This window comes from Nonomuraea sp. NPDC049400, assembly GCF_044466425.1.
Taxonomy (GTDB): domain Bacteria; phylum Actinomycetota; class Actinomycetes; order Streptosporangiales; family Streptosporangiaceae; genus Nonomuraea.
On the sequence record NZ_JBITMP010000030.1, the window covers coordinates 77,847 to 104,222 of the forward strand.

General features: G+C 72.2%; 23 protein-coding genes. 12 read left to right on the plus strand and 11 right to left on the minus strand.

Features of this window, described 5'->3' with window-relative positions:
* Position 1: 1 nt before the first annotated feature.
* Entirely contained in the window at positions 2-1,867 is a 1,866-nt protein-coding gene (locus ACIBVN_RS37270) for a potassium transporter TrkA (RefSeq protein ID WP_397144693.1), read from the minus strand.
* Between the two features lie 146 nt (positions 1,868-2,013).
* Between ACIBVN_RS37270 and ACIBVN_RS37275 the strand changes: the two genes are divergently transcribed.
* The gene (locus ACIBVN_RS37275; RefSeq protein WP_397144695.1) at positions 2,014-3,123 is read left to right on the plus strand and encodes a DUF5925 domain-containing protein; all 1,110 of its coding nucleotides are present in this window, start codon (positions 2,014-2,016) and stop codon (positions 3,121-3,123) included.
* Between the two features lie 39 nt (positions 3,124-3,162).
* On the opposite strand, the gene ACIBVN_RS37280 is transcribed toward ACIBVN_RS37275, so the two are convergent.
* Positions 3,163-5,580, minus strand: a complete 2,418-nt coding sequence (locus ACIBVN_RS37280; RefSeq protein WP_397144697.1) for a DUF6493 family protein — start codon at positions 5,578-5,580, stop codon at positions 3,163-3,165.
* The gene (locus tag ACIBVN_RS37285) at positions 5,577-6,917 is read right to left on the minus strand and encodes an SWIM zinc finger family protein (RefSeq protein WP_397144699.1); all 1,341 of its coding nucleotides are present in this window, start codon (positions 6,915-6,917) and stop codon (positions 5,577-5,579) included. The genes ACIBVN_RS37280 and ACIBVN_RS37285 overlap by 4 nt, the downstream gene beginning before the upstream one ends.
* Before the next feature lie 84 nt (positions 6,918-7,001).
* On the opposite strand from ACIBVN_RS37285, the gene ACIBVN_RS37290 reads away from it, so the two are divergent.
* The 3 genes from ACIBVN_RS37290 to ACIBVN_RS37300 are packed head-to-tail and all read left to right on the plus strand — an operon-like array spanning position 7,002 to position 11,192.
* On the plus strand, positions 7,002-8,051 hold the full coding sequence (locus ACIBVN_RS37290) for a C39 family peptidase (protein WP_397144701.1): 1,050 nt from the start codon (positions 7,002-7,004) through the stop codon (positions 8,049-8,051).
* Positions 8,052-8,055: 4 nt separating this feature from the next.
* Entirely contained in the window at positions 8,056-9,933 is a 1,878-nt protein-coding gene (locus ACIBVN_RS37295; protein ID WP_397144703.1) for a prolyl oligopeptidase family serine peptidase, read from the plus strand.
* Positions 9,930-11,192, plus strand: coding sequence for a M20/M25/M40 family metallo-hydrolase (locus tag ACIBVN_RS37300; protein WP_397144705.1), 1,263 nt, complete (start codon positions 9,930-9,932; stop codon positions 11,190-11,192). Before ACIBVN_RS37295 ends, ACIBVN_RS37300 begins: the two co-directional genes overlap by 4 nt.
* Before the next feature lie 13 nt (positions 11,193-11,205).
* Here the strand turns inward: ACIBVN_RS37300 and ACIBVN_RS37305 are convergent, their stop codons facing one another.
* Positions 11,206-12,708, minus strand: coding sequence for an FAD-dependent monooxygenase (locus ACIBVN_RS37305; RefSeq protein ID WP_397144707.1), 1,503 nt, complete (start codon positions 12,706-12,708; stop codon positions 11,206-11,208).
* 89 nt (positions 12,709-12,797) lie between these two features.
* Between ACIBVN_RS37305 and ACIBVN_RS37310 the strand changes: the two genes are divergently transcribed.
* Complete coding sequence (locus ACIBVN_RS37310; protein WP_349450342.1) at positions 12,798-13,454, plus strand: TetR/AcrR family transcriptional regulator C-terminal domain-containing protein; 657 nt, start codon at positions 12,798-12,800, stop codon at positions 13,452-13,454.
* 59 nt (positions 13,455-13,513) lie between these two features.
* Entirely contained in the window at positions 13,514-14,101 is a 588-nt protein-coding gene (locus ACIBVN_RS37315; protein ID WP_397144709.1) for a TIGR03086 family metal-binding protein, read from the plus strand.
* Between the two features lie 10 nt (positions 14,102-14,111).
* Here the strand turns inward: ACIBVN_RS37315 and ACIBVN_RS37320 are convergent, their stop codons facing one another.
* The 3 genes from ACIBVN_RS37320 to ACIBVN_RS37330 all read right to left on the minus strand — a co-directional run bounded on the left by ACIBVN_RS37320 (position 14,112) and on the right by ACIBVN_RS37330 (position 16,024).
* Positions 14,112-14,855, minus strand: coding sequence for a DUF427 domain-containing protein (locus ACIBVN_RS37320; RefSeq protein ID WP_397144711.1), 744 nt, complete (start codon positions 14,853-14,855; stop codon positions 14,112-14,114).
* Between the two features lie 37 nt (positions 14,856-14,892).
* Positions 14,893-15,480, minus strand: a complete 588-nt coding sequence (locus tag ACIBVN_RS37325; protein ID WP_397144713.1) for a hypothetical protein — start codon at positions 15,478-15,480, stop codon at positions 14,893-14,895.
* Positions 15,481-15,556: 76 nt separating this feature from the next.
* Positions 15,557-16,024 (minus strand): adenylyltransferase/cytidyltransferase family protein, encoded by a 468-nt coding sequence (locus ACIBVN_RS37330; RefSeq protein WP_397144715.1) that lies wholly within the window; start codon positions 16,022-16,024, stop codon positions 15,557-15,559.
* A gap of 172 nt (positions 16,025-16,196) precedes the next feature.
* On the opposite strand from ACIBVN_RS37330, the gene ACIBVN_RS37335 reads away from it, so the two are divergent.
* Entirely contained in the window at positions 16,197-16,640 is a 444-nt protein-coding gene (locus ACIBVN_RS37335; protein WP_397144717.1) for an ATP-binding protein, read from the plus strand.
* Between the two features lie 17 nt (positions 16,641-16,657).
* Here the strand turns inward: ACIBVN_RS37335 and ACIBVN_RS37340 are convergent, their stop codons facing one another.
* A complete protein-coding gene (locus ACIBVN_RS37340) occupies positions 16,658-17,632 on the minus strand; it encodes a response regulator transcription factor (RefSeq protein WP_397144719.1) in 975 nt (324 codons plus the stop codon).
* A gap of 136 nt (positions 17,633-17,768) precedes the next feature.
* Here ACIBVN_RS37340 and thrS point away from each other — a divergent pair, with 136 nt between their 5' ends.
* The 4 genes from thrS to ACIBVN_RS37360 all read left to right on the plus strand — a co-directional run bounded on the left by thrS (position 17,769) and on the right by ACIBVN_RS37360 (position 22,475).
* Positions 17,769-19,004, plus strand: a complete 1,236-nt coding sequence (thrS, locus tag ACIBVN_RS37345; RefSeq protein WP_397144721.1) for a threonine--tRNA ligase — start codon at positions 17,769-17,771, stop codon at positions 19,002-19,004.
* 89 nt (positions 19,005-19,093) lie between these two features.
* Complete coding sequence (locus ACIBVN_RS37350; protein ID WP_397144723.1) at positions 19,094-21,073, plus strand: TRAP transporter permease; 1,980 nt, start codon at positions 19,094-19,096, stop codon at positions 21,071-21,073.
* A complete protein-coding gene (locus tag ACIBVN_RS37355) occupies positions 21,070-22,017 on the plus strand; it encodes a TAXI family TRAP transporter solute-binding subunit (RefSeq protein ID WP_397144725.1) in 948 nt (315 codons plus the stop codon). Before ACIBVN_RS37350 ends, ACIBVN_RS37355 begins: the two co-directional genes overlap by 4 nt.
* A gap of 11 nt (positions 22,018-22,028) precedes the next feature.
* Positions 22,029-22,475, plus strand: coding sequence for a DUF1850 domain-containing protein (locus ACIBVN_RS37360; RefSeq protein WP_397144727.1), 447 nt, complete (start codon positions 22,029-22,031; stop codon positions 22,473-22,475).
* On the opposite strand, the gene ACIBVN_RS37365 is transcribed toward ACIBVN_RS37360, so the two are convergent.
* Complete coding sequence (locus ACIBVN_RS37365; RefSeq protein WP_397144728.1) at positions 22,470-23,441, minus strand: magnesium transporter CorA family protein; 972 nt, start codon at positions 23,439-23,441, stop codon at positions 22,470-22,472. The genes ACIBVN_RS37360 and ACIBVN_RS37365 overlap by 6 nt on opposite strands.
* A complete protein-coding gene (locus tag ACIBVN_RS37370; RefSeq protein WP_397144730.1) occupies positions 23,441-24,148 on the minus strand; it encodes a DUF72 domain-containing protein in 708 nt (235 codons plus the stop codon). The genes ACIBVN_RS37365 and ACIBVN_RS37370 overlap by 1 nt, the downstream gene beginning before the upstream one ends.
* Before the next feature lie 77 nt (positions 24,149-24,225).
* Here ACIBVN_RS37370 and ACIBVN_RS37375 point away from each other — a divergent pair, with 77 nt between their 5' ends.
* Positions 24,226-25,485 (plus strand): YibE/F family protein, encoded by a 1,260-nt coding sequence (locus ACIBVN_RS37375; protein ID WP_397144732.1) that lies wholly within the window; start codon positions 24,226-24,228, stop codon positions 25,483-25,485.
* A gap of 7 nt (positions 25,486-25,492) precedes the next feature.
* Here the strand turns inward: ACIBVN_RS37375 and ACIBVN_RS37380 are convergent, their stop codons facing one another.
* Positions 25,493-26,350 (minus strand): NAD(+)/NADH kinase, encoded by an 858-nt coding sequence (locus tag ACIBVN_RS37380; RefSeq protein WP_349450355.1) that lies wholly within the window; start codon positions 26,348-26,350, stop codon positions 25,493-25,495.
* Positions 26,351-26,376 lie beyond the last annotated feature (26 nt).

The window sequence follows — 26,376 nt, forward strand, 5'->3', positions numbered from 1 at the left end:
CTCAGCGTTCCGCCAGGACGATCACCGAGTCCCGCTCGTGGAGGACGAGTGACTCGGACTTGTCCGGGTTGAGAACGATGCCGTAGTGCGGCGGGTCGTTGCGTGCAAAGGCGCTGCGGTAGCCGATGGCGGTCTCGCCCCTGCGCCTGGCGGACTCGACGACCGTGGAGAACGTCACCCGCGTTCCCGTCTTCACGTACGACCGGGCAGGACGCGGATAGATTTCCGAGCCGCGCGAGTCGAACAGGTAGCCGAACACGTCGGCCAGGTGCCGGTTCTCGGCGAGCTGGGCGAGGAGCAGGCCGATGACGGTGTCGCTGATCACGATGTCGTCGGCCTCGGTGACCTCGGCCAGGGCGCGGTTGTTCTCGTCGTGCATCTCGCTGACGATCGAGTAGTGCTCGCCGAGCGTGCTCTGCATGTCGCGGAGCTGGAGCAGCGTCATGAGCGTGCGCGTGTCGGAGTGGTGGGGGTCGAAGCGGTCGTCGGAGAGCACGATGACGTGCTGGAAGAGGCCGACGCCGAGCGACTCGAGCGCGTACCTGTCGGTGGTGTCGCAGTCCTTGACGTTGACGGTGAGGTTGCGCAGGCCGGCGAGCCCCGTGCCCGCCTTGGGGTGGTCGGCGGCGACCTCCAGGACGGAGCCGGGGGCGACGTAGCCGTCGAGGTAGCGGACGATCTGCTCGGCGCGGCCGTTCCAGTTGAGCAGCAGCGTGCGCTCGGGCTCGGTGGGCGGCGCCTCGGCCTCGACGATGGCGGCCTCGTCCAGGGACGGCTTGCCGGCGGCCAGGCGGACGTGGGAGTCGTCGTGCGCGATGACGATGACCTGGTCGTCGGCGTTGACGACGGTCTCCATGGGCGGGTTCAGCACGATGCCGCTCGGCCGGCGCAGGCCGATGACGGAGGCGGTCTGGTACGCGTGCAGCGCCTCGCCGTACGTGATGCCGACGAGCTTCTTGGGGGTGCGCAGGTAGATCTCACCGCCGTCGAAGTTCAGCAGGTCCATGCAGACGACGGACATGCCGGACTGGCGCGAGGACTGCACGATGAGCCTGGAGGCGGTGTCGTCGGAGTCGACCAGGTGCACGTCCTGGCCGCCGGCCAGGCGGGCGGCGGCGATGTTGCGGCTGGAGGTGAGCCCGGCGACGACCGGCGGGTGCGTGCCGTCGCGCTTGGCCAGCGCGAGCAGGATCTTGATGACGTGCGCGTCCGGGTCCTCGCCCTCGGGCGAGAGCACGACGACGGAGCGGGCGGTGGCCAGGTTCATCAGCGCGAGGTCGCGCGGCTCGGTGGGCCGGCCCGTGCGGCAGACCAGCCGGGTCCTGCCGAGGCTGCCGACGGCCTCGCGGATCTCCTCCTCCATGGCGAGTTTGTCACGTTCCGCCAGGACGGCGATGACCGAGCCCTTCTGGCTGGCGTGCGCCTTGACCAGCTCGGCCACGATCGTGAACACCTGGTCCGACCAGCCGAGCACCACCGTGTGGCCGGACTCGACGATGCGCGAGCGCCCCCTGCGCAGGCGGTCCACCTTCTGCTTCAGCCCGTTGGACAGCAGGCCCACGAGCATGCTGACGATGAACAGGCCACCGAGCGAGCCGGCGAACATCACTGCCATGTATGCGGTCGAGCCCTTGTCGCTGGCGACCTTGCTCGGGGTCAGGGCGTGCATGAGCGCGATCCAGAGCACGTGCCCGGGACCGGTCACGCCGTCCGGCTCGTTGGGCGCGAGCCAGAGCGTGAGCGCCGCCACGACCACGATCAGCCCCAGCGAGACCACGGCCAGCCAGCCAATCAAGGAGGCGGTGCCCTTCGACATGGTGTTGTCGAACCAGTAACGCGCCCGCTCACGGAACGTAACCTTCGACACTTTCCCCCATACCTCCGCACAAGGAGTGATTTGATCTAACGGTCCAAGGTACCGGTGGATCTTGGTGCCCCGCATCGAGACCGGTCACGTATCGGCCACGTAAAACCCATCGACATGTGACGGCCCAAGGCTGGATCATTACCGTTATGTCCGTGATCAGGGAGGTGCCGTTCCCCAGCCCGGAGTCCTCTGAGCTCCCCATGAACATCTGGATCGACGACGCCGACTCCGCCATCGACGTCATCGACGCCCTGGCGCTGTCGCCGTTCGCGACGGGCGCGCAGCCGTGGTCCCGCCTGGCCAATCTGGAGCGCGTGCGCCCTGACGCCCCGCTGAGCCCCGCCGGCGGGCGCGTGCTGCGTACCGCGCGGGTCGACGACGGGTCGGAGTCGCGGCTCATCGCCGGTGAGGGCTGGACCCTGCGCGTCGTACGCCACCGCAACCGCACGGCCACGGTCAGCGTGACGGCCGTGAACGAGGAGCTGGCCAAGAGCGTGCTCGCGGAGAGCATCGAGGGCGCGGAAGAGGCCATGCCGGAGGTCGACCACGTCGAGATGGGCTTCTGGTGGCGCGGCATGCACGGCGGCACCCGCTCGGAGAAGCCGATCACGGCCCAGCCCTGGGACGAGATCAGCACCAACTACTCGGCGAAGGTCCGCCCGGCCCTCGACCGGCTCATGTCGATCACCCCTGGCGACGTGAACGGCCGCCTCATCCTCCTGCACGGCGAGCCGGGCACCGGCAAGACCACGCTGCTGCGCACGCTGGCCAAGCAGTGGCGCGACTGGTGCCAGGTGGACTGCGTGCTCGATCCGGAGCGCCTGTTCAACGAGCCCGGCTACCTGATGGAGGTGGCCGTCGGCTACGACTCCGACGAGGACACGCAGCGCTGGCGGCTGCTCGTCCTGGAGGACTGCGACGAGCTGATCAGCTCGGGCGCCAAGGCCCAGGCGGGCCAGGGGCTGTCGCGCCTGCTCAACCTGACGGACGGCCTGCTCGGCCAGGGCCGCGACGTCCTGGTGGCGATCACCACGAACGAGGACCTCGCCCGACTCCACCCCGCCGTCGTCCGCCCCGGGCGGTGCCTGGCGCAGCTGGAGGTGGGGCCGCTGACCAAGGAGGAGGCCGTCGCGTGGCTCGGCTCGTCGAAGGGGGTGAGCTCGTCGGGGGCGACCCTGGCGCAGCTGTACGCCCTGCGCGCGGGCCGCGAGATCACCTCTCAGCCGGGCGACGAGTCCACCGGCCTCTACCTCTGACGCTCGGCCGCCGGCCGCCCGCGCGCGGCGGCCGAGCGGTCACGTGAGGTAGGTGTGCAGGCGGCGGGCCTCGCGCACGAAGTTGTTGGACGCCCGCCGCTCGGCGATCTCGGCCACGCACGGCACCGGCCCGCGCGCCCCGGCCCACCGGGCGGCGCGCAGAGCGAACGCGAGCCCCTGCGTGTGCCGCGTCTGCGGCCGCTCCCCCGGCCCCGGCACGAACACGGGCAGGAACCCGGTCATGATCCGCCACACCTCTCGATGGGCCCCCTGCGCCGCGGCGCTCTCCAAGGTCTCGAAGACCGGCCCCGGCTTGAGCCACGTCCTGCGCAGCAACAGCCCCAGCTGCCGCCCGATCCCTTCGGCGGCCAGATCGCCGCGGGCGGCCATGTCCACCACCGGCCGCGCCCGCTCCTCGGGCCGCCGCGACCAGGACGGGTCGGCCAGGAAATACGCCTGCACGAGCGCCATCCCTTCACCCCACGGCCCTTCGGCCAGCGCGAGAGCATGCGCCTGCGGCGGCCGCACACCCTCCGCCGGCCATCCGTGGAGCAGGTGCGGCGCGAGGTGAACCGCGACGACCTCCCGGTGGGACGGCATCACATATGGCCACCACGGCAGCTGCCCGCCGTGCCCGTGCCGCCGCTCCCAGCCGGGGTCGCCGAACAGCTCGTCGATCAGCGGCGACGCCGTCGGCGCCACCCGGATCCTGGGCGCCAGACCGGGCGTCCGGCTGTCGGCCGGCTCCCGGTCGTCGCGATATTCGCCGCCGGGGTCCAGGCGGCCTGAGCGGAGCCACCCGATCTCGGTGAGGGGCTCGGGCCGTCCGCCGTCCATCCAGCGCGCGAGCGCCCGCCCGGCCTCCGAGGTGAGGGCGCGCGCCCGTGCCACCACCTCGGGCGCGATCTCGCGCGGCAGCCGCAACAGCGCCTGCTGCAGGTCGACCGGCATGGCCTCGGCCCCGCGGCGCTCGTAGCCCGCCAGCCGCGCCACCAGCTCCGCCGCGTCCACGTGCCCGGTGCCCTCGGTGGGCTCGGCCAGCAGGTACGGCGGGAGCGTGCCGTCCTGGAGCGCCGAGTAGACCTCGGCCCAGCGCCGCAGCAGGAACAGGTGCGGCGCCGGCACCGAGCCGGGCAGGGGCAGTCCTTGCGCCGGGGAGCCGCCTGTCGTGATCTGCCGGGCGATCTCCTCGGCCCACTGCCAGACGTCCAGCCACGGCCGTTCATGCGAAGCGGCACCCAGCCGCCACGACGACAGCCTCTCCACGAGCCCGTCCCGATCGCGGGCGTGCAGCCGCACGAGCCCTGCCAGCCACGACTCGGCGGACTCCCACCCTCCCCCGCAGGGCCCCAGCTCCCTGGCCGTCATCACCGGTCCGGGGAACTTCCCGGCCCGGCGGGGCGCGGGCAGCGGCACGGGCGTGAACCCGTCGTCGTGCTCCGCCGCCTCCCCCGCGGCCTCCCCGCCGAACACCGCCACCAGCGTCTCCCCGAGCTCCTGAGGCAGCAGCCCGGCGGCGGCCCTGATCGCCTCGGCCCCCGCAGGCGTGAACCGCTTGGCGTGCTTGACCGCGATCCGCACCGCCCGGCCCTGCACGTCGGCGGACTCGCAGGCGAACGCTCGCCCCAGGGCGGGGGCCAGCTCGTCGAGGTCGCCCGCCCACGAGCGCGCGACGGAGTCGAGCCACGTGAGCCCGCCCGTCACCAGCTTCCGTTCCGGCCTGAACAGCAGCGCCCGCAGCGCCTGCGACACGTCCGCGGGGTCCAGCTCGCCGGGTCCGAGCCGCCGCAGATGCCGCAGCGCCGGCTCCGCCACGGGCCCGGGCGCGACGCGCAGCAGCCGCAGGTAGTCGCGGGCGCGCTTGCTCACCTCGTCGGGCGCCGGCTCGAGCAGCTCGTGCAGGCGGACGAAGAAGCGCAGGTCGGCGGCGTCGCCACCGCGCAGGAAGCGCCGTACGCACCCGTCGAGCAGCAGGTCGCGCCGGCCTTCGCGGGCCAGCTTCGCGAGCGCGGCCAGCCAGGTGCCGGGGGCCGGCAGGTCCGCGTGCTCGTCACGCAGGGCCCCGCCCACGCCCTCGGCCTCGAAGAGCCGGGGAAGGAGGTGGTCGAGCAGCGGGTCGCCGGGCGTGGGCGGGTGGCGTACCCAGGCGACGACGAGGGGGTCGTGCTCGGGCGGGACGACACCGCTGCGGCGCAGCATGGCCAGGGCGAGCGCGGCCGGCGGGTCGGGACGGCGGCGGCGCGGGGAGGGGCGGAGCCTGAGCGCGGCGCGGACGGCGAAGTCGGCCTGCCACGCGGCCGGGCGGGTGGCAAGCTCGCGTTCCAGGAGCTCGGTGATGTCGTCGCCCCGGGCGGCCACCTCGCGGCGGTCGCGCTCGCCGAGCCCGGACACGCACGCCGCGACCCGCTCCGGGTCACCGCTGTCGACGGCCGCCACCACCTCCGGCCACACGCTCACAGAGCCGCCTCCACGGCGACGCGGGCGGCGATCCTGGCGGCCAGCACGTGCTTGCACGGCCCGCGCGACCCCCGGTGGTCGTACCACCACGGGCACGTGCACTCGCCCTCGGCGATCCGCACCCGCCGCACCCCGCCGTCCGTGGTCACCTCAGCCGTCTCCCCGAGCAGGCGTACGGCGCCCGAGCCGGCCAGCGCCCGGGCGGCGGTCAGCCGGGGGTTGAGCTGGGCCACCTGCTCCTTGTCGTAGGGCAGCTCCCGGTGGAAGTGCGCCGCCTCGTGCAGGTCGTAGCCGACCCGGCCGGCCGTGCCGAGCTGGGTGAGCGCGGCGCGCACGCGTTCGGCGGACAGGCCCGAGCGGTCGGCGAGCAGCCCCAGCTCGACTGTGGGCTCGAAGTTGAGCAGCATGCCCACCACGTCGGCGTCGCCCGCGGCCTCGTCCGTCGCCAGGTCGGACAGCACCGCCCCCTCGCCGGAGAAGCCGCGCCACGGCTCCGGCGAGACGGCCAGCGTGTAGCGCATGCCGGGCAGCTCCAGCTCCCACGCGCTCGCGGTGGACGAGCCGCCCCCGATGTTCGCCGGGGGGCCGTACACGCGCAGCGCCTTGGCGAACCTGAGCAGCGGCATCAGCGTGGCCACCCGCCCGGCGCCCGACAGGCAGACGCCGCCGCGCGCGGGCCCGCCGGACAGGCGCAGGTCGCGGCCGGCGGGCACGGCCCAGACGTCGGCGCGGGCGCCCCGGGGCAGTGAGCGCAGGAAACGTACGGCCTGCGGACCGGCCAGCTCGGCCCGCAGGTCGAACCCGGACGCGATCACCTGCACCTCCGCGAACCCGCGCAGCCACCGCGGCGGCAGCGGCACCTTCTTCTCCACGACCGCGCCGTCGAGCGTGGTGACCGTCAGCTCGTCGGGCCCGACGCCCAGGTGGAGCGGGTCCCTGCCGCCCACCCTGGCCAGGGCCTCGCGCAGCGGGCCGTTGACGTCGACGTTGGTGGTGCCCCGGTCGAGCACGTCACCGTCGAGCTCCAGCACGTCGAGCCGGGCGTAGACACCGCCGCACGCCGAGAACGACTCGAACCGCAGCCGCCCGCCGTCGCACGTCACCACCGGGTCGCGGGTCCAGCCCGGCCTGGGCTGGTGGTAGCGGGCGAGCGCCACGTCGGCCACGGCCAGCAGCCCGGCAGCCGCCGGAGCGGGGTTGGAGAGCAGCCCGCTGAAGAACCTGGGATGCGTCCGCGACCCGGATAACGCCGTGCCACCGGAGGTCGAGAGGCCGAGCCTGCCGTCGGTGAGCGTGGAGGGGCCCGCGTAGGAGTATGCCTGTACCGCCTGAGTCATGGCCCGAACCATAGAGATCACCACCGACACAATCCGGCCGGTACGTAAACCATCCGATGTGCGGCACGAGGCTGCGGAACCACAATGTGGCTGGTGCTGACCGTCGATCTGGCCCACGTCGCCTTCGCCCGCTTCACCCGGCCCGCGGGCGATTCGTGGACCAGCGAGGAGCGCCCGATCGGGTTCCCCGCCACGCAGCTGGTGGCCTCGTGGACCGCGCGCACCCCGCCGGGCTCCTGGATCGAGGTCGCGCTGCGGGCCAGGACCGCGCGGGGCGCTCTCACCAAGTGGTACGTCATGGGCCGCTGGTCCGAGCACGGCGATCCGCGCACGTCCGTCCCCGGTCAGGGGGACGAGGACGGGGACGTCGCGGTGGACACGTTCGTGGCCCGGCGGCCGGTGGTGTCGTACCAGGTGCGGGTGGCCTCGCACGGCGCGGGCGCCCGCGTGACGGGGCTGGGCGTGATGGCCTCGGCCGTGCCGCAGCGGCCCGTCGTGCCCAGCGTCCCCGGCGCGGCGGTCGCGGTGGAGCTGGCGGTGCCCCGGCATTCGCAGTACGCGCACGCCGGGCACCACCCGCGGTGGGACGGCGGGGGCGCCAACTGGTGCAGCCCGACCTCGGTGGCCATGGTGCTCGGCTTCTGGGGGCGCGGCCCCGGACCGGCCGAGGTGGCCTGGGTGGGTGACGGCGACCCGGCGCCGGTGGTGGACCACGCGGCCATGGGCACCTACGACGAGAGCTACCAGGGCACCGGCAACTGGCCGTTCAACGTGGCGTACGCGGGGCGGTACGGCCTGGCCGGGTTCATCACGCGGCTGCGGTCGGCGGTGGAGCTGGAGGCGTTCGTGCGCTCCGGGATCCCGGTGATCACCTCGCAGTCGTTCAAGGCGCACGAGCTGCCCGGCTCCAGCTACTCCACCGACGGCCACATCCTGGTGGTCACCGGCTTCACGGCCGGGGGCGACGTCATCGTGAACGACCCTGCCGCGCCCGACGACGCCACGGTTCGGCGGGTCTATCCGCGGGCAGCGTTCGAGAACGTGTGGTTGAGGAGCTCGGGCAGCGGGGGCATCGCGTACATCCTTCACCCGCCCGAGCACCCTCTTCCTCCTTGTACCAACGGCAATTGGTGAGTTGATGAGCATTCGACCGATAGACGTGGCCCATACCGACGGCGGCCCGCAGTGGGTGGAAGCGGTGGCCACGCCCTCCGGCGTCGAGGTCTGGTGGGACGAGCCGCGCCCGCACGAGGGCGGGCGGCGCTGCGTGGTGCGCCGCCTCCCGGACGGCTCCCGCACGGACGCGCTGCCGCCGGGCTGGAACGCGCGCAACCGGGTGATCGAGTACGGCGGCCGGTCCTGGCGCCCGCTGCCCGGCGGCGGCCTGGTCTTCACCAACTGGGCGGACCAGCGCCTCTACCGCCTCGACCCCGCCCCCCTGACCGGCCCCGGCGTTCCCGTGCCCATCACCCCGGAAGGACCGGCGCGCTACGCCGACCTGTACCTCCCGCCGGGCCGGAACGAGGTGTGGGCCGTGCGCGAGACCGGCGACGTGCGCGACCTGGTGGCGGTGCCCCTCGACGGCGGCCCTGTCACAGTGATCGTCAAAGCCCAGCACTTCCTTATGAATCCCCGCATCTCCCCCGACGGCCGCCATGTCGCCTGGATCGGTTGGGACCACCCGAACATGCCGTGGGACGGCACCGAGCTCTGCGTGGCCCCCCTGCGGGAGGACGGCACGGCGGGCGAGTACCGGGTGGTCGCCGGCGGCCCCGAGGAGTCGGTCGCGCAGGCCGAGTGGCGCGACGACGCCGCCCTGTACGCGGTGACCGACCCCACCGGCTGGTGGAACGTCCACCTCGTCCACCTCGACGGCTCCCCTTCCCGCAACCTCACCCCGATGGAGCTGGAGTTCGGCGCGGCGGCGTGGAAGCCTGGCATGACGTACCTGGCCATCGCGGACACGGGCGAGCTGGCCGTCGTGTACGGCACCCCCGACCACCGCCGCCTGGGCGTGCTGGACCCGGAGACCGGCGAGCTGCGGGAGATCGGCGGACCGGCCACCTACTGGTCGTCCACCGTGTCGGTCGCGGGCGGCAAGGTGGCGGCCGTGGGGGCGACCCCGTACACGCCGCTGGAAGTGAGTCTCGTCGACCTCGAGGAAGGCGGCGCGCGCGAGATCGTGTCGCCCCCCAAGCCGCTGCCGGACCGCGACCTGCTCCCCACCCCCGAGGCCGTGACGATCGAGGGCGTGCACGCGCACCTCTACCCGCCGTCCGGCGTCCAGGGCCCCGGCCCGTACGTGATCTTCGTGCACGGCGGCCCGACCGGCAACCTCCCGATCGTGCTCGACCTGGAGATCGCGTACTTCACCAGCAGAGGCATCGGCGTGGCCGTGGTCAACTACGGCGGATCGACGGGGTACGGCCGGGCCTACCGCGAGCGGCTGCGCCACCAGTGGGGCGTGGTGGACGTGCAGGACTGCGCCAGGGTGGCCAGGGGCCTGGTCGAGCTGGGCCGCGCCGACGCCGCGAAGATCGCGATCCGCGGCGGCAGCGCCGGGGGCTGGACCACGGTGGCGGCGCTCGTGCACAGTGACGTGTTCGCGGGCGGTGTCGCGCACTACGCGATCACCGACCCGGAGAGCTGGGCGGCCGAGACGCACGACTTCGAGTCCCGCTACCTGGACGGCCTCGTCGGCCCTCTCCCCGAGACGCGGGACCGCTACACCGAGCGCTCCCCCCTCCTGAACGCCTACCGCGCGTCGGGTCCGTGCCTCATGCTGCACGGCCTGGAGGACGCGATCGTGGACGTGGGCCAGGCCGAGCGGTTCACCGCCGAGCTGGACAAACACGGCAAACAGTGGGCCTTGCTCACCTACCCCGGCGAGCAGCACGGCTGGCGCAGGGAGGAGACTATTGTCGCGGTGCTGGAGGCCGAGCTGGCCTTCTACGGGCTGCTCTTCGGCATGGAGACTCCCGAGGTGCCGCCTTTGACACTTAAGGGGAGAGCGTGAAGAGCGTTGCCGAGATCTGCTCGGATCTGATCAGGTTCGACACCACCAATCCCGGTTCGGGGGAGCGACCGGCCGCCGAGTACGTGGCCACGCTGCTGGCGGACGCGGGCATCGAGCCGGTGGTGTTCGAGTCGGCTCCGAAGCGGACCACCGTCGTGGCCAGGATCGATGGCGACTCCCCCGACGCGCTGCTGGTGCACGGCCACCTGGACGTGGTGCCCGCCGACCCGGCCGAATGGCAGCTGCACCCGTTCTCGGGGGAGATCGTGGACGGCTGCGTGTACGGGCGGGGCGCGGTCGACATGAAGGGCTCGTGCGCGATGACGCTCGCGACCGTGCTCGGCCTGGCCGCCCGCGGCGTGCGCCCCAAGCGCGACCTGGTGCTGGCGTTCCTGGCGGACGAGGAGGCGACGGGCGACTTCGGCTCGCGGCACGCGGTCACCGAGCACCGGGAGCTGTTCGACGGCGTCACGGAGGCGATCAGCGAGTCGGGCGGCTTCAGCGTGGCCTCCGGCGAGCACCGGGTCTATCCGATCGCGGTCGGCGAGCGCGGCACCGCCTGGATGAAGCTCACCGCGCACGGAGTGGCCGGCCACGGCTCGCGGCCTCCCGTGGACAACCCGGTCGCCACGCTCGTGCACGCGCTGTCACGGGTGGCCGCCCACCAGTGGCCGGTACGCCTGACGCCGCCGGTCGCGGCGCTCATCCAGAGCCTGTCCGAGATCGTCGGCCGGCCGATCGACCTCGACCGCCTGGACGAGGAGGCCGCCCGGCTCGGCCCGCTGGGCGGCCTGTTCAAGAGCCAGATCCGCAACTCGGCGAACCCGACGATGCTGAACGCCGGATACAAGGTGAACGTGGTGCCCTCCACGGCGGAGGCGCACGTGGACGGGCGTTTCATGCCAGGGATGCAGGAGGAGTTCCTGGAGACGATCGACGCGCTGCTCGGGCCGAAGATCACCCGCGAGTTCGTCAATCTGGAGGACGCGCCCGGCGCGCCGTACCCCTCGGCGTTCTTCGACACGCTGGCGGGCGCGCTCGTGGCCGAGGACCCGCTGGCCCGGCCGGTGCCGTACGTGATGGCGGGCGGCACCGACGGGAAGTCCTTCGCCAGGATCGGCATCAAGGGGTACGGGTTCGCGCCCCTCATGCTCCGGCCTGACCTGGACTACTTCGGGATGTTCCACGGCAAGGACGAGCGCGTGCCGGTGGAGGGCCTGGAGTTCGGCACGCGCGTCCTCACCCGCCTGCTCGCCTGACCGCCCGCCGGGTTCATCTCGGCGGGCCGAACCACGTGGTGAGCGCGTCGCCGATCCCGTCGCGCCCACCCGCCCAGGCGACGTAGCCGTCGGGCCGCACGAGCAGCACGCCCGCGTCCCCCGTCGCGGCGTGCGCCACGCGTACTCGATCGCGGTGGCCCGCCACGGCGCCGCCCAGCCCGTCATCGGGCCCGCCCGAGAGATCCAGCACGAGCCCGCGCCCGTCCCGCAGCAGCTCGGCGAGCGGCCGCGCGCCGTCATCCGCCGTCGCCTCCAGCCGAGGGGCGAAGCGGCCGACCTGCGGGTGCGGCGCGCCGGGCGCGTAGTCCACGTCCGTCCCTTCGACCATCCTCCCGAAATGCCGCTTGGCGTCCGGCAGCTCAAGCACCTCTCCCAGCACCTCACGCAACGCCTCCACCTGCGGCCCTGGACGCATCAGCGCCACTTGGGCCCGGGTGTTGCGCAGCACCCGGGCCGCCACCGGGTGCCGCTCGGCGGTGTAGGTGTCCAGCAGGCTGTCAGGCGCGAGCCCCCGCACCACCAGGGCCAGCTTCCAGCCCAGATTGACGGCGTCCTGCAGCCCCAGGTTGAGCCCTTGGCCGCCGATCGGCGAGTGCACGTGCGCCGCGTCGCCCGCCAGCAGCACCCGCCCCTTGCGGTACGTCTCCGCGTGCCGGGTGTTGTCGCTGTAGCGGATGCCCGTCTCCAGCCGCTTGACCACCACGTCCTGACCGGTCACGCGCCGCAGGCTGCCCTCCAGCTCCTCGGCCGTCATCGGCGCGTCCCGGTCATCCGGCCCGCCGTCGAACTCGATGGTGGCGACCTCCCCGGGCACCAGCGACCGGTTCACCAGCCCGCCCGGTCCGCGTAGCGCCGACGACACCGCGCCGGGCGCGGCGAGCTCGGCCACGGCGGTCCGCCCGGTCATGGTCGGCGGCGTCCCGTCGAACGCGAACCCCGACCGCTTGCGCACCACGCTGCGCCCGCCGTCGCACCCCACGAGGTACGCCGCCCGCTCCACCCGTCCGCCGGCCAGCGTGGCGACGGCGGCGCTCTCGTCCTGCGCGACGTCCACCACCGCGCACCCCTGCCGGATCCGCACCCCCATAGCGGCCGCCCGCTCGGCCAGGACGGTTTCCAGCTTGTGCTGCTTGAGCATGAGGTACTCGGCCTTCCCGCTCTCGTCGAGCAGCGGCAGCCCGCTGAAGTGCCCCCTGATCAGCCCCTCCTGGAGCAGCTCGACCATCAGGGCGACCACGTCCGCCTCGGCGGGCTCCCGGTCGCCGGCGAACTCGCCGAGCATCGCCCACTGCGCCTCGGCCACCGGCTCGACGAGGCCGCGCAGGGCCAGCGACTGCACGGTGCGCGCGTTGAGCGAGCGCAGGCCGAGGCTGCGCGTCCTGCGCTCCTCGCCCGTGGCCGCCTCGAGGACCAGCGGGTCCGCACCGCCCAGCTTGAGCTCGCACGCCAGCAGCAGCCCCACGGGTCCGCCGCCAACGATGATCACGTCGGCCATTTCCGCTCCCTACTTACGTCGTAAGCTTACGTCGTAAGTAGAACACGTACACCGTAAGCTTTGTCAAGCGAGAGAGGGGAGCGCGGAGAATGGCACGGCGGGAGCCGCTGAACAGGGAGAGGGTCCTGGATGCGGCCCTGGAGCTGGCCGACGAGGAGGGCCTGCAAGGTCTTGCCATGCGACGGCTAGCGAAGAAGCTCGGCGTCGAGGCGATGTCGCTCTACAACCATGTCTCGAACAAGGCCGACATCCTCGACGGCATCGCCGAGCGGGTGTTCGGCCAGGTGGAGCGGCCGGACCCGGCGCTGCCGTGGCACGAGCAGGTGCGCGAGGTGGCGCTGAGCATGTACCGGGTGTTCGGCCGCCATCCGGCGGTGCCGCTCGCGCTGGTCACCGACCAGTCCAATCCGACGTCCGTACGCGCTCTGGAGCCGCTCGACGCGCTGGTGGGGGCGCTGTTCCAGGCAGGCTTCGACGACGTGGGCGCGTGGCGGGCGCTGGGCGCGGTGAACAGCCTGGTGTTCGGGTCGCTACTGCTGTCCACGGGCGGCTTCACCGGCGAGCCCGGCGCGCACGCGGGCGAGCCGGGCGTCAGCGCGTACGTCCGCGAGATGGACCCCGTACGGCTGCCGCACTTCAGCCGGCTGCTGCGGAGCACGCGGCAGGGCGTGCACCCGGAGGCGGACTTCGAGCAGGCCCTGGACATGCTGATCCGCGGTTTGGTGGCCGAGGCCGAGCGTCGCTAGCTAGTGGAACAAATCATTCCGTTCTGCTAGACTGAGGGCAACACGAAAGGGGCTCACCGATGAGCGACATCACCAGCGGCTGGGACGTTCTGGACGCCGCACACGAGGCGCTGCGCAAGGTCACCGGAGCCGTTCCCGCCGACGCCTGGCACCTCCCGACGCCCTGCTCGTCCTGGGACGTCACGCAGGTGCTCCAGCACGCGGCGGGCGACCAGATCGGCTTCGCCGCCGCGCTCACCGGCGAGCCGGGGCCCGCGTTCAACCCGTTCGAGCCGTCGGGCCGGCTGGAAGCGGACCCGGTGGCGTTCGTGGAGGACGCGCTGGCGCGCTCGGCCAGGGCGTGGGCCGGCGTCGACCGGGACGCCGCCGAGGTGCCGACGCCGGTGCCGCCGCACAAGATGTCACCCTGGTCCGGCTCGGCGGCGTGCGCGCTCGACGCCGCCGTGCACGCCTGGGACATCGCGGTCGCCACGGGCCAGGCGTCGCCGCTGACGCCGGAGCTGGCCCGGCCCCTGCTGAAGGTGGCCCAGGAGATCGTCGAGCCGCTCCGGGCCTGGGGCGCCTACGCCGCCGCCCTGGAGCCGGAGCCGGGCGACGACGACGTGGCGGCCCTCCTGCGCTACCTGGGCCGCAATCCCTCCTCGTGAGTGGGCGGGCTCAGGAGAACTTGGTCTTCGGGCGCTCCAGGAGCTCGCCGTCCAGGTAGATGTCGAGCTTCTCGTTGTAGAACGCGATCAGCCCGGCGATCTTCTCGCTCTCCGGCAGCGGCGTGCGGTACGACCAGGCCAGGTCCTCCTGGCCGTTGACCGCCCAGTATTCGGCCGTGCCCTTGTAGGGGCAGTGGGTGGCGGTGTCGGTGTGCTCCAGCAGGTCGAGCCGTACGTCCGTCTTCGGCAGGTAGTAGCGGGCGGGCAGGCCCGTCTCGAAGAGGATGCGCGGGCTGCGGGAGTCGGCCACGGTGACGCCGTCCACCTCGACCCGCACGTGCCGCGTGCTCGCCAGGATGTCGACCCTGGTGTACGGGTCGCGCGGGTGGAAGTAGACCTCCTCGTCCTCCTCGAACCAGGCGTCCATGGCGTCCCACTCGAAGCGGACGTGGCCGCGGACCTGCTCCAGCGGCGAGTCGCGGTAGACCAGGGCCGCGTCGGCCGCCTCGCTCGTTCCCGAGGCGACGGTGTGGACGAGGCCGTCGCCCCTGCTCGGGGAGTGCTTGGTGGCGCCGGTGGCCTTGAGCGCGGACTCGTCCACGTCTGCCAGCGGGAAGTAGTAGGTGGGATAGTACGGGACCTCCCACACCAGGAGAGCGGAGGTGGTGTCGGCCACCACCCGGCCGCCGAGATAGGCCCTCACACGCTTGGCCGTGGGCTCGACGCGCACCCGGCCGCGGTTCGTGACATCCATACTCGCGGCAACCCGAGGGACGGCAGCGCTATTCCGATCAGCCCACGCCGAACGCGGCCAGCGTCCCCCAGGTCGTCAACGTCCCGGCCACCGCCCCCGCGATCACCTGAGGCCAGGTGTGGTGCGTGAGGCGTACCCTCGCCCAGCACACCAGCGCCACGACGGCGGCCCCGGCGAGCGCGGTCGGCCAGGCGGGCAGCACGTGGGTGAGCACCACGACCGTGCCCGCGGAGACGGCGGCGTGGAAGGAGATCTTCCAGCGCAGCGTGACGGGGACGGTCACGGCCAGCGCGGCCAGCATCGCGGTCACGGTGGCGACGAGCAGCGTCGGCGCGCCCATCACGACCAGGAGCGCCAGCGCCGCCAGCACGGCCGCCACCGCGGCCAGCAGCGGGCCGGTGCGGCGGGCGCGGTCCACGATGTGGTGCGAGTCGAGGCGGCCGGAACGCACGCCCAGCGCGATCACCGCCGCCGGCACGCCGCCGCAGAACGCCGAGGCCACCAGCCCCCACGCCGCCCCGCCCCACCCCTGGGCGATGAGACCGACGACCGGCGGCATGGTGATCACCAGCACTTGCGGTGCCAGCAGGTTCGTCACCCGTTTCGCCACCAGGTCGGCCGTCATGCCACGAAAGAGTACGCGATCTTGGCCGCCTCGGCGCACGGGGCGCACCGCGTGCCCGTGGTGCGGGCGGGTGGCCCTATCCCTTGCCCGCGGCGTTCACGATCCGGGTCGTGGACCGGCCGGGGATGGAGGCCATCTCCCAGCACTCGGCCCCCAGGATCGCGGCCGCTGCGGCGCGGGCGCCCGCGTGCGGGTCGCCCGCCGTGTGCGCGAGCGCCGCCGGTCGCATGGGGGCCAGCAGGTCGATGTAGTCCTCGGGCCCGTGCGCCTCCGGCGGCCCCGTCACGATGAACACGCCGGTCACGAAACGGAGCGCGGACAGGACCTCGGCCCGCTCCTCCGCGGGGTTGAGCGGGCGGCTCGGCCCCTTCCACGCGCGCACCCGGGGATCGTCCTCGACGCCGACGACGAGCGGTAGCCCCCGCTCGGACACGGCCCGCAGGTAGCGCACATGGCCCACGTGCAGGATGTCGAAGACGCCGGTCACGACCGCCACGCCCGGCCGGTCGTACGGTTGCACCCAGACGGCCTCCAGGCTGCTCACGCGACCTCCCACGCTCTCCCCCACGGGCCGACGACTCGTCGATCGCAGCGTACTCGGTCGGCGTGCGCGCTCGCGCAGCCGACCTCCGGCAAGAGCATTCCTACCTTTTCGCGATAATCTCCGGCGCACCTCTGGCGCGTCTCATAACGTCGCCGATTTGGGGGAGGTCGCCGTGGCACCGCCGGACTTTCATCGCCTCGACGGAGACGACTTCCCCGACCTGGTGGCCCGGCTGCCGGGCGTGCCCTCCCAGGTGTCCAGGGCCAGAGGGCTCGTGACGGCCGCGCTCGGCCGCGACCATCCTCTCTACGACGACGTGGCGCTGCTCACCAGCGAGCTGGCCACGAACGCGATCCTGCACAGCAGGTCCGGGGCGGGCGGCTCGTTCACCGTGGCCGTGAGCAGCTCGGAGACGGCGGTGCGGGTGCTCGTGTCGGACGCCGGGTCGGACGGGCCGCCGTGCGTGTGCCGTACGAGCACGCAGGCCACCAGCGGGCGTGGCCTGCCGCTGATCGAGGCGCTCAGCCACCGCTGGGGCTTCACGCGGGAGGGCGGCACCACGACGGTCTGGTTCGAGCTGCTGCAGGCCCGCGTCCCCGCCGGCGTGGCCGTCTAGCCAGGCGGTCGGCGCTGTCAGACGTCGAGGCGGCACAGGCCCTCGGCCAGGGCCTTGGTGGTGAGGCGGGTGCGGCTGTCGCAGCCCAGCTTGGCGAAGATGTGCTCCAGATGGGTCGTCACCGTGCGGACGCTGAGCACGAGCGCGGCGGCGATCTGCGGGTTGGAGTCGCCGGCCGCCACCCGGGTGAGGACGTCCACCTCGCGCCCCGTGAGGTCGTACGGCAGCAGGCACGGCCGCTCGGCCACGATGGCGCCCTGCAGCGCCCCCTGGAACCCGACACCGGCCCTGAGCAGCCGTAACTCGTGCCAGCGCCCGTCACGGCCGAGCCAGAGCCCGTGCCTGCTCAGCTCCCGCGAGTCGATGAACGCCCGGGCGAACGCGGCCGCCGCCGGCTCGTCGCACAGCACGGCCGACGGCTCGTGTCCGGGCACCTGGCGCCGGGTCCCCAACCGGTCGAAGGCGACCGCCTGGAAGTCCGGCGGCAGCCCCACCGGGTCGATCACGCATTTGCTCAGGTCGGTGACGTGCGCGAGCATCGGGCTCACCGCGGCGACCAGCGCCCCCGTGATCCGCGGGAAGAAGGCGTCCTTCGTGGCCAGGTGCAGCAGCCCCGTGTAGCGGCCCTCGCTCAGGAACAGCGGCGCCGTCAGCCCGGCGCGCCATCCGTAGGGGGCGAGGTGGCGCCGGAAATAGCGCTCGGTGTCCGGTTCGGGCATGCGCACCGGGGCGCGGGTGGCCCGGGCCCTGCGGTACGCGTCGAGCCCGGCGTACTCCTCGGCCGCGTCGCGGTCGATGCGCCGGTGGCCGTCGGAGACGACGCTGTGGTGGCGCCCCGTGGCCGGATCGAAGGCTACGAACTCGTAGGCGTCGACCGGGACCACCCGGCGCAGCGCCGCCATCGCCCCGTGCGCGCTCCCGCCGCCCGCGACCTGGTAGCCGACCTCGGCGAACGCCTGCAGCTGGCAGACGTCCAGAGTGATCTCGGCCACCGAGCCTTTATATCATTTGCCATTCCTTGAGGTCTTCTTGAAACTTTTTTTCACGAGCGCCCGGATGCTACGGTGAGAGACATGCAGCGCGCTTTCGTCACGACGACGCCGGACACCGTCCCGGCGCGCTGAATCCATGCTTCCCGGGCGGACGCCCGGGAGCTGGTCGTTCGCCCTTTCCACGCAAAGGACGATCATGAACGACCACCGCAGGCTCGGCCGCGAGCTGGGCATCTTCGACACCGACCCGCTGATCGGCTCGGGCCTCCCGTACTACCTCCCCGCCGGCGCCGCCATGCGCAAGGCCATCGAGGACTACGTCCACGAGCTCGAACGCCGCAACGGCTATCAGCACGTCAACTCCCCCGTGCTCGGCAAACGCGAGCTGTACGAGAGATCCGGCCACTGGGCGCACTACGCCGAGGACATGTTCCCGCCCATGAACGTGGGCGGAGAGGAGTTCGTACTGCGCCCCAGCCTGTGCCCGCACCACGCGCTCATCTACCGCTCGCGCCGGCGCAGCCACCGCGAGCTGCCGCTGCGCCTGGCCGAGCTGGGCGGGCAGTACCGCTCCGAGCTGTCCGGCGTCCTGGGCGGCCTGACCAGGGTGCGGGCCATCCAGCTCAACGACGGCCACGTGTTCTGCGCGCCCGAGCAGGCCGCCGCCGAGGTGGCGGCGGCGCTCGACCTGGTCGAGGCCGCGCACGCCCGGCTCGGCATCCGGGCGGCGCGCTACCGGCTGTCGCTGCGCGGCGACGGCGGCAAGTTCGTGGACGACCCGGGCCTGTGGGCGCGCTCCGAGGCGGTCCTGCGCGAGGTGCTGAAGGAGCGCGGCCGCGACTTCGACGAGGAACGCGGCGAGGGCGCCTTCTACGGCCCCAAGATCGACGTCCAGATCGTGGACCCGGCGGGCCGCGAGAGCAGCCTGTCGACCGTCCAGGTGGACTTCTTCCAGCCGGAGCGCTTCGACCTGCGCTACGTCGGGGGCGAGCGCCCCGTCATGGTGCACCGCAGCGTCGTCGGCAGCATCGAGCGCCTGCTCGCGCACCTCATCGAGGTCCACGGGGGCGCGTTCCCCACCTGGATGGCGCCCGTGCAGGCCGTGGTGCTGCCGCTGTCGGACGCCGAGTTGCCCGCCGCCGATGACCTGCTGCGGCGCTGCCTGGCCGCCGGGCTGCGGGCGGAGCTGGCGCCCGCCGACCGGGGCAGCCTCGGGGCCAGGATCAGGGCGCACCGGCTGGTGCCGTACCAGCTGGTCGTGGGGCCGCGCGAGGCGGCGAGCGGCGGGGCGTCGGTACGGCTCCGCGACGGCAGCCAGGCGGGCGACGTGCCCGTGGAGCGGCTTGCGGAGGATTCGCGACCTTTGTTCTAGGACTCGGAAATCGAAAAGGTAACGGAGTCTTCCCACAGCGTCGAACCTGATCGTAAAGTCCGCTGCAACGCCGTGTCGGGGAGGACGTCTTGACCGAGCTGAGCGACCGCGAGGCCAAACTTGTTTCCGCTCACGAACAGGAACGCCCGGCGCGGGAGCTCAGCGGAGGTCTTCGGCTCGGCGTGTGGATCGTGGGCGGGCTGCTGTCGGCCTACTCGCTGGTCGTGGTGTTCTGGCCGGTGGAGGCGCTGGAGCACCGGATGACGTTCCTGGCGGTGGCGCTCCCGCTGGTCTTCCTCTGCTACCGGTCGGGCGTGGCGCCGCTGCTGCCGCGCCTGCTCGGGCGCGGCGCCGGCGGCGGTCCCGCGAGCCCGCCCACCGCGGGGCAGCGGCCGACCGCGGCCGACTGGCTGCTGGCCGCCGCCGCGCTGGCCGTGCTGGTCCATCCCCTGCTCGACATCGACGCGTTCCGCGACCGGGGCTCCGGCGCCGCGCTGACGGGCCTCGACATCGTGGCGGGTCTGGCGCTGACGGTGCTGCTCCTGGAGGCGGTACGGCGCACCGTCGGCTGGTCCCTGACCATCATCTGCATAATTTTCCTGATTTATGCCTATTACGGCTCATATTTGCCGATTGATTGGACGATCGGCCACCGAGGGTTCGACCTCAGCCAGATCGTCTCGCAGCTCTACACCGGCACCGAGGGCTTCTTCGGCGTCCCCATGCAGGTGGCCGCCAGTTACATCATCCTGTTCACCATCTATGGCGCCGTGCTCGACTATTCGGGCGCGAGCCGGTTCTTCATCGACCTCAGCTTCGCCGCCTTCCGCAAGTCCCGCGCCGCGCCGGGCCGTACCGTCACCACGGCCGGCTTCCTGCTCGGCACCGTGTCCGGCTCGGGCGTGGCCACCACGGTCAGCCTCGGCAGCGTCGCCTGGCCGGTGCTGCGGCGGGCCGGCTACCCGAAGGAGCCCGCGGGCGGCATCCTCGCCGCCGGCGGCATCGGCGCCATCCTGTCGCCGCCCACGCTGGGCGCGGCCGCGTTCATCATTGCCGAGTATCTCCGGGTCAGCTACCTCGAGGTGCTCCTGTACGCGACGATCCCCACGATCCTCTACTACCTGGGCATCTTCCTGGCGATCGAGATCGACTCGCGCCGCTTCGGCACCCACGCCGTGGAGGTGGACGCGCCCAAGGCGGGCCGCCTGCTGCTGCGCTTCGGCTACCACTTCAGCTCGCTCATCCTCATCATCGTGCTGATGGCGCTGGACAGGTCGGCGTTCCAGTCCGTGGTGATCGCCACCGCGATCGCGTTCGCGCTGTCGTTCCTCGATCCGCGGCACCGGATGGGGCCCAAGCGGATCGGGCAGGCGCTGGCCAAGGGCACCCTCGAAGTGCTGCCGGTGACCGCGGTCTGCGCGGCGGCGGGCATCATCGTCGGCGTCATCACGCAGACCGGCCTCGGGCTGAACCTCAGCGCGATCATCGTGGACATCGCCGCGGGCAACCTCATCCTGACCACGCTCATGTCCGCGATCGCGGTCATGCTGCTGGGCCTCGCCGTGCCGGTCACCGCGAGCTTCATCATCGCCGCGGTGATCATCGGCCCGGCACTCACCACGCTCGGCGTGACGCAGGCCGAGGCGTACATGTTCGTCTTCTACTACGCGGTGCTGTCGGAGGTGAGCCCGCCGACGGCGCTGTCCGCGGTCGCGGCGGCCGCGATCACCGGCGGCAACACGTACAAGACGATGATGATGACCTGGCGTTACACGCTGCCGGCCTTCCTGGTGCCGTTCGCCTTCGTGCTGACGCCCAACGGGCAGGCGCTGCTCGGCCAGGGGCCGATCGGCACCGTGCTGCTGATGACGGCCGTCTCGGCGGTCGCCGTGGCGGCCCTCGCCATGGCCACCGGCGGCCTGGCCGGGTGGCCGGAGCGGGCGCTCGCGGCGGTGGCCGCGGTGCTGCTGCTGTTCCTCGAGCCTGTCCCCATCGTCGCGGGACTGGCCGTCCTGGCCGTGGCCGCGGCCGTGCACCTCGTCAGAAGAAGGAGAAGGGACTCAGCGTGAAGCGGATCTTTGCGATAGTCGCCGCGACCGTCCTGACCGCGGCGGGCTGCGGCGGGGGTGGCGCGGGCGGCTCGGGCAACCGGCTGTCGATCGCCACGGGCGGCACGACGGGCGTCTACTACGTGTACGGCGGCGGCCTGGCCAAGCAGCTGTCGGCCAACATCGCCAACACCCAGGCCACCGCGTCGGTCACGTCGGCCTCCGTCGAGAACATCAAGCTGCTGGCCTCCGGCAAGGCCGACATCGGCTTCTCCCAGTCCGACACCGCCGCCGACGCGGTCAACGGCAAGGACACCTTCACCGCGAAGCAGCCCGTCAAGGCCATCGCCCGCATCTACGACAACTACACGCAGCTCGTGGTCGCGCCCGGCGTCAGCGCGACCAAGGTGGCCGATCTGAAGGGCAAGCGCGTCTCGCTCGGTCCGGCCAACTCCGGCACCCAGGTCGTGGCCAGGCGGGTCCTGCAGGCGGCCGGGATCAACCCGGACAGCGACATCACCAAGCAGCAGCTGTCGATCAACGAGTCGGTCCAGGCCGCCAAGGACGGCACGATCGACGCGTTCTTCTGGGTCGGCGGCCTGCCCACGGCGGGCATCACCGACCTGGCCACGAGCAAGCCGGACATGAAGCTGATCGACACCAGCGACGTGCTGGCGAAGATGCAGTCCACGTACGGCCCGCAGTACGTCGGGCTCGACATCGACATGTCCGTCTACAAGCTGTCCGGCACGGTCAAGACCGTCGGCATCGCCAACGTGCTGCTGGTGCCCGACAAGATGAGCGACCAGCTCGCCTACGACATCACCAGGACCCTGTTCGAGAAGAAGGCCGAGCTGTCGGCCGTGCACCCGGAGGCCAAGAAGCTCGACGTCAAGCTGGGTCAGCAGGTCGCGCCGGTCGAGCTGCACCCCGGTGCGGCCCGCTACTACAAGGAAAAGGCCTGACGAAGCTGCTGGTGGCGCTCGCGGCGGTGGCGGCGCTCTGCGCCGGCGCCGGCGCCGGGCGCCTCACCGTGAACGGCCTGCCCGTCGTCTCGGGCGCCTTCTCCATCCGGTACGTGCATTCGATCTACCGGGCGCCCTCCGCGGAGGTGTTCACCGTGGAGGGGCGTCGTTTCACCATGCGGGCGGTGGTGTCGGCCAACGAGAGCGTCCTGGACTACTACGCGCTCGACGGGACGCGTACTCGCGCCTCGGACGGCACGTGGGTGCTGCGCCTCGCCGCGCCCGCCACGTACGAGGAGCTGTCCCTGCTCACCACCCCGATCGGCCGCAGGACCCTGGTGTCGGGCGGCCGCTGCCTGCCCCTCTATCCCGCCTCAGGGGCGGCGGAGGTCCGGCTGGCCGTGGAGCCGCGGCTGGCCGTGCGCGGCGAACCCTGCCCCCGCCTTACCGCCTCATAGCCAGTCCCTCTTCTTGAAGGCCATGTACAGCCCCACGGACATGACGGCCGTCAGGATGGAGGACGTCCAGAAGCCCCACGACTGGCCCTCGCCCGGATAGGGGACGTTCTGCCCGTAGAAGCCGCTGATCGCGGTGGGCACGGCGATGATCGCGGCCCAGCCCGTGAGCCGCTTCATGATCTCGTTCAGCCGGAAGCCCTGCTGGGACAGGCGGGTCTCGCGGATGTTGGCCAGCATGTCGCGGATCGACTCGACCCATTCGGCCACGCGCAGCACGTGGTCGTGGACGTCCTCGTAGTACGGGGCCATCACGGGGTCGCCGACGAGCTCCTGGTCGCGGCGGAGCAGGGTGCCGACCACCTCGCGCATCGGCATCGAGATCTTGCGCAGCCGGGTGGTGTTCTTCCGCAGCTCGTACATCTTGCGCTGCAGCGCCCTGCCGTCCGGCACCCCCTCTTCCTCGAACAGCGACTCCTCCAGCGCCTCCGACTGCGCGTCGAGCTCCTGCACCAGGTCGAACTGGCTGTCCACCACGTAGTCGAGCAGGCCGTGCAGCAGGAACGACACGCCATGGCCGGCCAGGCGGGAGGCGGCGTCCCAGCGCCTGACCACCTCGCCGATGTCGAAGTGGCTGCTCTCGCGCACGGTGACCAGGGCGTTCCTGGTGACGAAGACGTTCACCTCGACGGGGTCGAGCCGGTCCGCGTCGAAGTGCACGCCGTAGACCGTGATGAACAAATGGTTGTCGTAAATATCGACCTTCGGCCGCTGATGGTCGGAAAGCACGTCCTCGAGCGCCAGCTCGTGCAGCCCCAGTTCCTCACCGATCACGGTGAGGTCGGCGGGCGAGGGGCTGCACAGGTCGAACCAGATCGCGTTGTCCGGGTCGCCCACGTAGTCGGAGACATCCTCGACGGGGAACCCTTCCTTCTCGAGGACGCCGTTCCTGTATAGCCGCGTGTGCATTAGCCGAGTCTGGCAAACCTTCTCGCGTTACGCACAGCCGCTCCTTCAGGATCATTGTTGAAATAGACGTACACGTCCCGCCAGCCCGCCTCGTGCACGCGTTTCGCCCAGGTCTTCAGCGCGGTGTCGCCGTACGCCCAGCGAGCCGGACCCTCGTGCAGGCGCACGTAGCCCCACTCGGCGGTGCGCCACAGCGGGTTCTGCGGCTTGCCCAGCCGGTCCGCCCAGCACAGGGCGGCCTCGTGCGCGCCGAGTATCTCGCGGATCTCCTCCGTCCACCAGGACTCGTGCCGCGGCTCCACGGCCACCCGCACGCCCGCGGGGAAGCAGCGCAGGCACCTGTCGAGCCTGCCCGGGTCGGCCTTCAGCGTCGGTGGAAGCTGCAGCAGGACGGGCCCGAGCTTGTCCTTCAGCTCCGCCGCGCGGCTCATCAGCCGCTCCACCGGCTCCTCGGGGTCGGCCAGCCGCTTGATGTGGGTGAGGAACCTGCTGGCCTTGACCGCCATCACGAACCCGCCGGGCGTGCGGTCCCGCCATGCCGCGAACGTCTCGGGGCTCGGCAGCCGGTAGAACGCGTTGTTGCTCTCGACCGTCGGGAACTCCTCGGCGTACCTCTCCAGCCAGAGCCGCTGCGGCACGCCTTCCGGATAGAGCACCCCGCGCCAGTGCCTGTACTGCCACCCCGAGGTGCCCACCAGCCACGACATGCCTTACGCCTACCCAGCCGGGCGCCGTGCAGTACTGTCGTCCCCCGAGCAGGACGTTGACTTAACGGGAGACTTCGATGGGCGCCGGTCACGCGCATCCCCCCACCTCGCGGCGGACGGTGATGGCCGGCCTGGCCGTGCTGGTGCCGCTGGCGGTCATCACGCTGGCGGCCCTGGTGTGGCTCTGGCCGGACGGCAGGGCGGACAGCGGCGCCGCGCAGTCCAGCGTGCAGCGCGTCACGGGGACGGTCACCGGCGTCCAGCTCAAACAGTGCTCCCCAGCCCCGGATGGCGCGCCCCAGCCGGACCCCGCCACCTGCGGGAACGCGGTCGTCCGGGTCGACGGCGGCGAGGTCGTCACGCTCCGGCTGCCCAGCGGGCCGGGCGCGCAGCGCTTCGCCGCGGACGACGACGTGATCCTGCTGCGCGACGCGGACGGGAAGTACCAGATCTCCGACCACGACCGGACGACGCCGCTGTGGGTGTTCGGGGCGGCGTTCGCGCTGGCGGTCATCGCCTTCGGCCGCTGGCGCGGGGTGACGGCGCTGGCCGGGCTGGTGATCACGTTCGTGCTGCTGCTGACGTTCGTCATCCCCGGCATCCTGGAGGGCGAGCCGCCGCTGCTGGTGGCCATCGTGGGGGCGTCGGCGATCATGCTGACCGTGCTCTACCTGACGCACGGCTTCTCGCTGCCCACCTCCATGGCCGTGCTGGGCACGCTGGCCAGCCTGACGCTCACGGGCGTGCTGTCGTACGGGGCGCTGGGGTTCGCCCGGCTCAACGGCATCACCGACGACAGCGCGCTCGCGCTCGACATGAGCCTGAAGATCGACACGCAGGGTCTGCTGCTGGCGAGCATCATCATCGGCGCGCTGGGCGTGCTCGACGACGTCACGGTCACGCAGGCGGTGACGGTGGCCGAGCTGGCCCACGCCAACCCGTCGTACGGCTTCGCCCGCCTCTACCGGGCGGCCGGCCGCATCGGCCGGGCGCACATCGCGTCAGTGATCAACACGATCATCCTGGCGTACGCCGGGGCGTCACTGCCGCTGCTGCTGCTGTTCAGCATCGGCCAGGAGCCCTTGGGCGACGTGCTGACGACGCCGGTCATCGCCCAGGAGATCGTCCGCAGCATCGTCGGCACGCTGGGCCTCATCGCCGCCGTCCCGATCACCACGGCGCTGGCGGCCCTGACGGCCTCCCGCCACCACCCGGAGGAGCCCGCCGAGCCTGCCGAGGACTCGCACGACGGCTTCTTCACGCCGCGCGACGCCCAGGAAGACCTCTTCAAACCCGCGGAGCGTCCGGCCCGTCACCGTCGCCGCGCCCGCACATAGGTGCCGGTCAGTACGCCTCGATGCTGCCGTCCACCCGCAGCTTGCGCCGGGCCCGCTCGTAGAACGTGGTGCCCAGCCGGACGACCTTCGCCGCTCCCGGCCACGCGGCCACCGTGATCGTGTCACCGGGGCACAGATGCCCCACCACGGCCCCGTCGACCTCCACCGCCAGCCGCCCGCTGGTGGACAGCACCTCCAGCGTCACGTCCTCGTCGGCGGGCAGCACCAGCGCCCGGTTGAACGCCGAGTGCGCGGCGGCCGGCACCACCAGCACCGCCTCGACCCGGGGCGACACGATGGGCCCGCCGGCGGAGAAGCTGTAGGCGGTCGAGCCGGTGGACGTGGCCACGATCACCGCGTCGGCGGCGAAGCGCACGAAGTCGCTGCCGGCGGGGGTGACGGACACCGCCGCCAGCCCCTCGCCCGGGATCCGGACGAGCGCGATGTCGTTGAAGGCGGTCACGTCCGTGCCGTTGATGCGGCTCCTGATCGCCATGCGCGACTCGATCGTGTACCGATGGTTGTCGATGGCCGACAACGTGCCGGCCAGCTCGTCCACGTCGATCTCGGCCAGGAACCCGAGCTTGCCGAGGTTGACCCCCAGGATGGGCGTGGGCCGCCCGGCCAGCAGCCGCATGGTCCGCAGCATCGTCCCGTCGCCCCCGAGCCCGACCAGCAGATCGGCCCGCTCGACGAGGGCCTTGGCGTCGACGGGCACGGCGGTGCAGTCGATGCGGCCCACCTCCTCGGGCAGGCCGAGCACGGTGACGCCCTTCTCACCGGCCCAGCGCAGGATGGTGTCTATCGCTTTCTTGGAATCGCGCTGAGGGTGCAGCACCAGCCCGACCGTCCCGACCATGCCCATAGGCCAACACTAGGCGAAGTGCCCGC

What these genes read in the sequence shown, in the direction of transcription:
- ACIBVN_RS37310 (WP_349450342.1), top strand. Translation starts at nt 12,798, where the DNA reads ATGGCACGGCGGGAGCCGCTGAACAGGGAGAGGGTCCTGGATGCGGCC.
- ACIBVN_RS37315 (WP_397144709.1), top strand. Translation starts at nt 13,514, where the DNA reads ATGAGCGACATCACCAGCGGCTGGGACGTTCTGGACGCCGCACACGAG.
- ACIBVN_RS37295 (WP_397144703.1), top strand. Translation starts at nt 8,056, where the DNA reads ATGAGCATTCGACCGATAGACGTGGCCCATACCGACGGCGGCCCGCAG.
- ACIBVN_RS37375 (WP_397144732.1), top strand. Translation starts at nt 24,226, where the DNA reads ATGGGCGCCGGTCACGCGCATCCCCCCACCTCGCGGCGGACGGTGATG.
- ACIBVN_RS37285 (WP_397144699.1), bottom strand. Translation starts at nt 6,917, where the DNA reads ATGACTCAGGCGGTACAGGCATACTCCTACGCGGGCCCCTCCACGCTC.
- ACIBVN_RS37325 (WP_397144713.1), bottom strand. Translation starts at nt 15,480, where the DNA reads ATGACGGCCGACCTGGTGGCGAAACGGGTGACGAACCTGCTGGCACCG.
- thrS (WP_397144721.1), top strand. Translation starts at nt 17,769, where the DNA reads ATGCTTCCCGGGCGGACGCCCGGGAGCTGGTCGTTCGCCCTTTCCACG.
- ACIBVN_RS37365 (WP_397144728.1), bottom strand. Translation starts at nt 23,441, where the DNA reads ATGCACACGCGGCTATACAGGAACGGCGTCCTCGAGAAGGAAGGGTTC.
- ACIBVN_RS37380 (WP_349450355.1), bottom strand. Translation starts at nt 26,350, where the DNA reads ATGGGCATGGTCGGGACGGTCGGGCTGGTGCTGCACCCTCAGCGCGAT.
- ACIBVN_RS37320 (WP_397144711.1), bottom strand. Translation starts at nt 14,855, where the DNA reads ATGGATGTCACGAACCGCGGCCGGGTGCGCGTCGAGCCCACGGCCAAG.
- ACIBVN_RS37275 (WP_397144695.1), top strand. Translation starts at nt 2,014, where the DNA reads ATGTCCGTGATCAGGGAGGTGCCGTTCCCCAGCCCGGAGTCCTCTGAG.
- ACIBVN_RS37290 (WP_397144701.1), top strand. Translation starts at nt 7,002, where the DNA reads ATGTGGCTGGTGCTGACCGTCGATCTGGCCCACGTCGCCTTCGCCCGC.
- ACIBVN_RS37370 (WP_397144730.1), bottom strand. Translation starts at nt 24,148, where the DNA reads ATGTCGTGGCTGGTGGGCACCTCGGGGTGGCAGTACAGGCACTGGCGC.
- ACIBVN_RS37305 (WP_397144707.1), bottom strand. Translation starts at nt 12,708, where the DNA reads ATGGCCGACGTGATCATCGTTGGCGGCGGACCCGTGGGGCTGCTGCTG.